At 65.7% G+C, this 8210-nt stretch carries 3 protein-coding genes and 1 pseudogene; 3 read left to right on the top strand and 1 reads right to left on the bottom strand.

Annotated elements, in window-relative coordinates; all coding sequences use genetic code 11:
- The 3 genes and pseudogenes from JOY90_RS17355 to JOY90_RS17345 form a co-directional block, all read left to right on the top strand.
- Positions 1-897: pseudogene (locus JOY90_RS17355) on the top strand (peptidase M28); the annotation flags it as partial.
- Positions 894-2555: a M28 family peptidase gene (locus JOY90_RS17350; protein WP_291692345.1), complete on the top strand. Its 1662-nt coding sequence runs from the start codon at positions 894-896 to the stop codon at positions 2553-2555. The pseudogene JOY90_RS17355 and the gene JOY90_RS17350, both read left to right, overlap by 4 nt.
- A 713-nt stretch (positions 2556-3268) precedes the next feature.
- Complete coding sequence (locus JOY90_RS17345; RefSeq protein WP_291692344.1) at positions 3269-3556, top strand: hypothetical protein; 288 nt, start codon at positions 3269-3271, stop codon at positions 3554-3556.
- Positions 3557-3674: 118 nt separating this feature from the next.
- Here JOY90_RS17345 and JOY90_RS17340 read toward each other — a convergent pair.
- Positions 3675-8210: filamentous haemagglutinin family protein (locus JOY90_RS17340; protein ID WP_291692343.1), on the bottom strand; the 4536-nt coding region annotated here is incomplete at its 5' end.

Genomic DNA, 8210 nt, shown 5'->3' with positions numbered 1-8210 from the left:
CTCGACCGCTCGGTCAAGCTCGCCTGGTGGCCGGGTCACTCGACCGGTCGCTATGCGGGCTCGACCTGGTTCACGGATCGCTTTGCCATCGAGCTCGACGAGCATTGCGTCGCGCAGATCAACTGCGACAGTCCCGGCTGCCGCTGGGCGACGAGCTTTCACGAGACGCGCGCCTTCACCGAATCCGCCGCGCTCGCCACCGACGCCATTCGCGACATCGTGCCCGCGGCCGAGATCAGGACGATGCGGCCGCCGCAGGCCGGCGACTACAGCTTCAACAATATCGGCCTGCCGAGCCTGTTCATGCTGTCCTCGACCATGCCCGAGGCGCTCAGGCGCGAAAAGAACTATTACGACGTCTCCGGCTGCGGCGCCAACATCGCCTGGCACACCGAGAACGACACGATCGAGATCGCCGATCGCGACATCCTGCTGACCGACATGCGCATCTATCTCCTGGCGACACTCCGCATTGTCAATGCGGAGCTGTTGCCGTTCGACTGGGGCGCGACCTGCGACGAATTCCTGGCAACGATCGCCCGTTACGAGAAGGCGTCGGAAGGCGCCGATCTGTCGGCCGCCCGCGGCGCGACGACGGCGCTCAAGGAGGCGCTGGCGAGCCTGCAGCGGTCGGGCGCGCCGGCGGCCAGGAAGAACGCCGTCCTCAAGCAGTTGTCGCGCCTCTTGGTCCCCATCAACTACACGCGGGAGCCGCGCTTCCGGCATGATCCGGCCTACACCGTGCCGCCGCTGCCGACGCTTGCGGTCGCGGCCGAGCTGCCATTGATGTCGCCGGAGCTGCGACGTTTTGCCGAGGTCGAGCTGATGCGCGGCCAGAACCGCTACGTCGCGGCGATCCGCGCCGCCACCGTCTTGGTGCAAGGAGCGCTGCAATGAGCACGAGCCCCGAGATCGTCGCCGCCGTCGATGGCGGCCTGCTGATGGGCCACTGCCAGGAATTCGCCAAGCGCGTGAAGCTGTCCGGCACGCCGGAAGAGAAGGAGAGCTTTGTCTATCTCAAGGGCTGTCTCGATTCCTATGGCTACCGCACCGAACTGCTGGAGCACGACGCCTATATCAGCCTGCCAGGCCCTGCCCGCGTCGAGGCTGATGGCAAGCCGCTTGAAAGCATCACCCATTCCTTCTCGCTCCCCTCGCCCGCCGGCGGGCTGACCGCGGCGCTGGTCGATGTCGGCGACGGCGGACCGGAGGACTTTTCAAAACAGGATTGCCGCGGCCGTATCGTGCTGGTGAACGGCATCGCGAGCCCGGCCGCGGCCGCCCGCGCCAAGGCGGCCGGCGCCGCCGGCCAGCTCCATGTCTCACCGCACGAGCATCTGCACGAGATGTGCATCTCGCCGGTCTGGGGCAATCCGTCCGCCGAAACGCTTGCCGAGATGCCGTCGACCGTCGCCTGCACCATCTCGCTGGCCGACGGCGAGGCGCTGCGCGCGCAACTGTCGGAATCGGCCGAACTGAAGCTGACGCTGCATGCCGAGGTCGACACCGGCTGGCGCAAGACGCAGCTTCTGGTCGGCGAGATCGACGGGCCGCATGGCAAGGACAGCCCCTTCGTCCTGCTCTCCGGCCATCACGACACCTGGTACTACGGCGTGATGGACAATGGCAGCGCCAACGCCACCATGCTGGAAGCCGCGCGTCTGCTCGCGACCGAGGCGAAGGCGTGGCGGCGCGGCTTGCGCGTCTGCTTCTGGTCCGGCCATTCGCACGGCCGCTATTCCGGCTCGACCTGGTATGTCGACCAGAACTGGCGCGACCTGGAGAAGCGCTGCATCGCCCATGTCAACGTCGATTCCACCGGAGGGATCGGCGCCACGGTGCTGACCGAGAACGGCGTGGTCTCCAGCCTGGCCGGCCTCGCCGCGGAGGTGACCGCGGCCGAGACCGGGCAGAACCATGCCGGCCACCGCCCGTCGCGCTCCAGCGACCAGTCGTTCTGGGGCATCGGCATCCCTTCGATGTATGGCAGCATCAGCCACCAGCCGCCCTCGCCGGTGAAGATGCGCAATGCGCTGGGCTGGTGGTGGCACACCCCGCACGACCTGATCGACAAGGTCGATCGCGACTTTCTCGTGCGCGACACCCGCGTGGTCGTGCACACGCTCTCGCGATTGCTCACCGATCCCGTGCTGCCGCTCGACCCGGCGGCGCAGCTTGCTTCGCTGCGGAGCGAGCTGGAGAAGATCGGCGTCGCGGTGCCGCCCGATCTCGTTTCGTCGGTCGACCAATGCGTCGAGAAGGCGGCGCAGCTCAAATCGGCGCCGCCCGTCGACGACGCCGCCTGCGGCCGGCTCAACGAGCAGCTCCTGCGCCTCTCGCGCGTGCTGGTGCCGCTCGACTACACCGAGGGCGATCGCTTCAAGCACGATCCGGCGCTGCCGCAGCCGGCGTGGCCTGTGCTCACGCCGCTGCGCGCGCTGGCCGCCGCGGAGCCGGGCTCCGACGGATCAAAATTCCTCGCGGTCGGCGCCGCGAGGGCGTCGAACCGGCTCCGCGCCGCGATGGACGATCTGGCGGCGCTGCTGCGCGAGTGAGGCGGCAACGAGAAGCCGGCCTGATCGGTCAGGTCGATCGGGGCAACAACCGGGAGGCTCCCCCGCGCAGCTCTCGAGGCGATCTTGACGATTGTCCGAGCGCACCGCACCGTCTCGAATGGACCTACCATTCATGGGGAGCGTGATGGCCCGCCGGCGGGGTGCGCGACAGGATTCGCGGTTTCAGCATTGGAGCCTCGATTCGGGGGTACGTTCGAAGACGATCATGGCGGTCTTGGCTGTGGGCCTCGAATCTTCGCCTGGGGCCGGCCCGCGCTGCACGACCCGTTTGCATCAAGCCATCTCCCATGACCGCTCTGCCAACACTCGTCACGCCCAACTTTTCGCCGGAACGGCAGGCGGGGCGACAAAAAATCATGCGGTCGTGAATGTGACGATCGCTATTGATCCAACGCTGCTGACATCGGTGCTGCAGATCATTGCCGGTTGGAATCAAGTCCGTGTTGGTCTGGCGCGACAACTCATTGGACCTGAAGGACGCTCCATGCGACCCGGCAATCAGGTCGCGGTCCGGCTCCATGTCGCTCCGGTTAGTCGAGAGGTTCGGAGAGATATCCCGACGCGCAGCGGCCTCAACGCGGCGCTTTGGCGGGAATTGGGGTCGACGGAACAGCCGGAGGCTACACAAGCGCGCGATCGGTCGAGCAAACGGTTCCTTCGCGACTTATCTCCGGATGGGAAGGAGACCGACCATGACGACGACCAGATTGGCAATTGCCACGCTCGTGACGATGGGACTCGCTGCCACGCCCTTTGCGGCGGAAGCGAAAAAGCACAGACACGCCAAGCACTACGGCTCGTCCGTGCAATCCACCGGTTACAGCACCACGGCCGGCGTTTCGATGCCGCGAAATGGAAACTATGGGAGCTCCGGCCCGTCCGTTGGAACCGTCACCGCCCCGTCGATCGGGTCGTACAACTGGCCTTCGGTCGGCGTGACCAATGCAAGGCCCACCTGGAGCAACACCAATCCGCGGTGAACGCCAAGGCCCTTACTCGCGCCTCGACCCGGACATCGCGGTCCGGATCGGGCACTGACGATTTGCAGGTCCGTCGATCGCCGTCGTCGCTGCGATCATTCCGGCACGAGGCCCGACGTCAGAGCGCGTGACTGAGCTCGAGCTGCCGGAGCCTGCTGCGTTCCTGCTCGGTCAGGCTCCTTTCCTGATCCGGCGTCAACGCGCCGTTGCCGATCAGCCTGAAGGCGCTTCCGGGGTCGTAGCTCGGCTCGTTGCTGCTCCTCCGCTCCCTGTCATCCTTCGACTGCGCGGGCGCGCCGGTATCGTCCTCCGAACCGCCGAAGCCCAGAAACTCGACGATGATGACCGAGGGCTTGTCCGAATTGCCGGCCTGTGGCGCCTCGGACTTGACCATGCTGCCGGCCGTGTTGTTCGCGGTCGCCAGCGCCAGCGCCGGCGGGCCCGCAACGGCCGGCAGGCCGATCGCCACGCCCTGAGTCTGAACGTTGTAGGCGTTCAATATCTGCAACGCATAGATGTTCAGCGTACCGGCGACGCGGATGCCGGCGGAGCCGGCGTCGATCGTGCCGTGCGGTGCGAACAGGTTCGCGTTGCTCTTGCTCTTGTCTTCGCCCGGCAGCGTGGTCAGCGCCGCAATGCCGGCGCCGGTGACCAGCCCTTGCGGATTGACGGTGCAGAAGCCGTTGACGTCGCAGCTTTCGCTCAGCGCCGGACTGGAGACGTAGGACTTCGGCCCGGAGCCGGCATTGATGTCGCCGTTGGCGGTGAACAGATCGACGTCGCCGCCCTGCTCGGTCATGATGCGGCTCTGGTTGAGCAGGATCGAGCCGTCGGTATAGACGCGGATGGTGCCACCGGCGAGCGTCAGGATGCCCTCCTGGTTCGGCGCAAGCGCGTCGCGCGTGGTATGGCCCACGGTAATGCCGCCGCCCGGTCCGACAATGTTGATGTCGCCGCCGCTCTGGGTTTCCACCACGGACGCGGCGATGTTGAGATGGCCGGTCGTAATCCTCGCCGCAGCGCCGTTGCTGCCGTTATCGCCGTTGTCGGTATAGCCGAAGCTCGCCGGGAACAGCGTGGCGATCGCCTGGTAGGCACGGGCATATTGCTGGAAGTACTGGCTCGACGGGTCGTGATAATCCTTGCCGACCTGGGTGAGCAGGTTGAGGAAATTCCTGTCCAAAGCGAACTGCATCTGCTGCTGCAGGTGCTGCAACGCTGGCAGATCCAGCGTGGTCAGATCGAAGCTGAGATTGGTGAGCCCGGCCTGGACCGCGAGCGCGTCGAGCTCCTGGTTGAGCTTCAAGCTCGACATCGCCTGATACAGCGTGGCCGCATCGGCCGGCGACAGCTTCACCGTGTTGGTGACGCCTGCGGCCGACGCGGTTTGAACGATCAGGTTGAAGACCTGCTGGTAGAGCTGCAACACCGATTGCGGCTGCAGGAGCTTCTGAATGTCGGAGGCCGTCGCATTGAAGGCCAATGGGTTGTGCGTCTTGGGATCGATGAAGCCGGCCGTCGCGGCCAGATTGGCCAGCGCCCGATCGATTTGATCGGTGTTCATGCCTTGGAAGGCCTTCGCCGGGTCACCGGTCGTCAGCCTCCCGACACCGGCCACGACGAGCCCCAGCTGCCGCGACTGGATCAGTTGATTGGCCAAGGCCTGGAGTTCGGTGACGATGCCGGAAGCGAGATCGATGCCGTTCGGGGCCGACGGATCGCCGTACGCGGCAATGATTCCCGCGTAGTTGACGCCAGGCTTGACACCGAACAGGAGGTCGAGCTCGGCGCCCTGCACGACGCCGCCGCCGGGCGCGCTACTGGCGCCGCTCGTGGTAATGCCCGCAATGGTCGTTCCCACTTGCGCCCCCGACCCGGTGAACGGCCCGAGATCATGCCCCGCTTGCAACAGGAAGATGCCCGGACCGGACAGCGAATAGGTCCCGCCGGTGAAGTCGTTGCCGGCGACGATGCTGGTGATGTCGGTCGGGATGTTGTTCTGGCCGCTGAACCGAAAGCCCGGGGCGTTGATGTTGTGTCCCGCCTCGATCTCGGCCGGCTTCACGAGATTGACCGTGGCTCGCGACCCGTTGATGGGATTGAACGCAAGGATGTCCTGACCGGCGACGATGATGACGGGACTGGGATCGTTGGCATGCAGGGCCACGGTCAGGTTGGGCTCCGGCAGGCCGAGCGGGCTGATGTAGTTGTCCCGCGAGATGCCGTTGTCATTGGCGACGTACTGCGAGGACGAGGTGCTGAGCCCGGGCATCGACAGGCCCTGGCCAAGGCTGATCGAGCCCGCGGCCACGAGACTCAGAGTGCCGATGTCGTCGCCGACCCGAGTCGGATAGGGCACCAGATTCGCCGGATTGCCATCACCGTCGGGCGACGGAAGCGCCGTATTGACCGCGATGCTGCCGCCGAGCGCAGTCAGCTCGAACGTGGCCGGCAGCAGAAGTCCGGCCCGAACAGTGCTCAACGTCGACCCCTGCGGTCGATGCACAAACACCGACACCGCGGTCGGTACCGTCAGCGCCGTGACGTCACCCGATACGCTCAGCGCGGAAACGCCGCTGTCGGGACCGAATGACGTGAACAAGCTGCCGAAGGTGTGACCGTCGTCGGCAGGCAGCGCCGAGGAGAATGTCAGCGTCTCGGCGTTGCTCGGCACCGCGGTCGGATCGTAGATGCCGCCGATCGTGATCGACCCCTTCGCCGCGAGGGATATGAAACCGTCCTGCACGGCGAGCAGGAGCGGCAAGAAGATGCGGCTGCCCTGCGGATTGCTGACGCTGGCCGGCACCGTGACCGATGGATCGAGCACGATGGAGCCGCCGACCTGGATCTGGCCGGTGCCGCGGCCGACCAGGAAATCGCTGCTCAGCAGGTTGCCGCCGGCGGTCACGCGCAGATCGCCGCCCCCATAGTAGCGGATGTGCGGTGGATCGTTGGGCGTGACGCCGCCGCCGACCACGAGCGTCTCGGGAAGAGACGCGCCGATGTCCTTGATATCGGCCCCCGCGGTCAGCGTGATGTCTCCGCCGCCGAGCGCGCCAAAGCCCTGGAAGAAGGTCGCGAAATTGACCCAGGCCGCGGTCTGGCAGACGCAGCTCGAGAAAGGCGTCGGGCTGCCGTTCGATTGTCCCGTGCGGTAGTACCAGGAGCTCCACAGCTCGCCGGTGGGCGCGCCCTTGAAGCCGGTCTGGGTGGCATCGGCATCGACAGGCGTCTCGATGCCGATGATCGAGCCGCCGGCATTCACCGTCACCGTGCCGCCGCCGACCGTCCAGGCCGGCGTGCTGACGAGTCCGTTCGGTGTGCTGGTGTAGCGCGCGGGCAACGACGGCGCGGTGAAGTCAGCCGGCGTATCGATGGCGGCACCGGCGGTGTAGACCGCGCCAGGCATGGTCGTGTCGAGAAACGCAACGTTGCCGGCCGCGGACATCGTGATCGAGCCGGTCCCGGTGCGCACCAGGGTCGGGATGTAGACCGTCAGTTGGGCGCCAGCCACAGACCGTCCCAACGGGTCGACATAGGAAGTGTGCCCGTCGATCGTGATGTTGCCGGTGACCGAGGACGACAGCGACGAGGTCGGCACGACCGCGTTCGGGTCGAGCGATAGGGCGTTGTTCGGGCCGAAGACGGCGCCCGCCACGAAGTCATAGGAGAAGCTGCCCTTGCCGCTGACGACGCTCGACATGACCGACGCCGCCGCCGTCGTATTGAGAACGGTGACGCTGGCCACGCCTGGCACACTGTAGACTGCCGGGTTGTTGGCGATCTTATCAGCCGGGTGCACCGGGTTATTGACGCTCGGAGCGTAGGTGGACTCCTGTAGCGTCGTGTAGGCTGGTGGCGGCGCCGGGGGTGTCACCGGGATCGCAGCAACGTCACCCGCCTTGAAGTCGGCGGCGGTGGCCTTGGCCAGGGTCGGCTGGCCGACCGTATTCGACAGGGTCGTGAATTCACTGTTCTCCAGATTAGCATTAATGACGTTGTAGAAATAGGCGGTCCACTGGGTGACGTAATCCTGAGTCGTCGCCGTCGCAAAACCGGTGTTCGGATCGAACGTGATAGCGCCGGTCTTGGCTTTCAGGTTGTAGTAGACGTCCGCCGTGGTGACCGGCACAGGAATCCTGATCGCGGCCGGATCGAGTTGGAGGGCGCCATCAAGCGCGCCCAGCACCGCGGCGTAGTCCGAATAGGACAGCACGACACCGCCCGAAATGGGCGAGACGCCGAAGACGCCTGCGTTGACGCCGTTCTTGTTGACCGCGATCAGCTCGGTCTCATAGGCCCGGAACAGGGCGACATACTGGCCGTAATACTGATTGTACTGATCGATGACGCGGCTGTCCCCGGAGATGTTGTCAGGCTTTTTCAGCACGAATTGCAGCGCCAGGGCGTCATAGTCGCCTTGCGTCATTCCAAAAAAGCTCGCGCTGGGCGACGCGTTGGCAGCCGGCGTGGCCAAGCCGAAGTCCGACAGGAAGAGGCCAAAGTCGGCAAGCAGCGGCGACATTCCGGTCGAATTGTATTGCAGCAAGCCATCCAGGGAGAACATGCCGCGGTAGCTCAGATAGAGGTCCGACACGATCTCGCTGTTGTAGAGCGACATCGCATCGATGGCCCCGCCGGGGTCGTAGCTCGT

Source organism: Bradyrhizobium sp. (genome assembly GCF_019242285.1).
In the GTDB taxonomy this organism is placed as follows: Bacteria; Pseudomonadota; Alphaproteobacteria; order Rhizobiales; family Xanthobacteraceae; genus Bradyrhizobium.
The sequence above is the reverse complement of the archived record's forward strand: the minus strand, read 5'-3'. Positions and strand labels throughout refer to the sequence as shown.